Raw genomic sequence first — 255 nt, 5'->3', positions numbered from 1 at the left:
GCCCAAGGCCGTCATAGGCATACATTTCATCGTCACTGCTGCCGTTGTCCCGGGTCACCAGCGTCACGGCTTGCAGGTTATTGTTCACATTCCATTGCAGGGTCTGGCCGCGCACTAACGCCAGCTGGTTGCCGTTTAAATCAAAATCACGGCCTAACCCCGGTGGTAACGCTGGGGTGTCCGTGCTTTTCAATACAGCATGGTTGCTGGATTGGGCTATCAACATCGAACGGGTGTAACCATGACCTGTGCTGA

Annotated in this window: 1 protein-coding gene; it reads right to left on the bottom strand. The window is 54.5% G+C overall.

All coding sequences use genetic code 11. The annotated features are described in order from the left end of the window. On the bottom strand, window positions 1-226 hold a 226-nt coding region (locus QMX84_RS26460), incomplete at its 3' end, for a hypothetical protein (RefSeq protein WP_282365163.1). Window positions 227-255: the final 29 nt, after the last annotated feature.

Origin of the sequence: Pseudomonas sp. PS01297 (assembly GCF_029959305.1) — a bacterium.
GTDB classification, from domain to species: domain Bacteria; phylum Pseudomonadota; class Gammaproteobacteria; order Pseudomonadales; family Pseudomonadaceae; genus Aquipseudomonas; species Aquipseudomonas helleri.
This window is presented reverse-complemented; position numbering and strand designations above follow the sequence as displayed.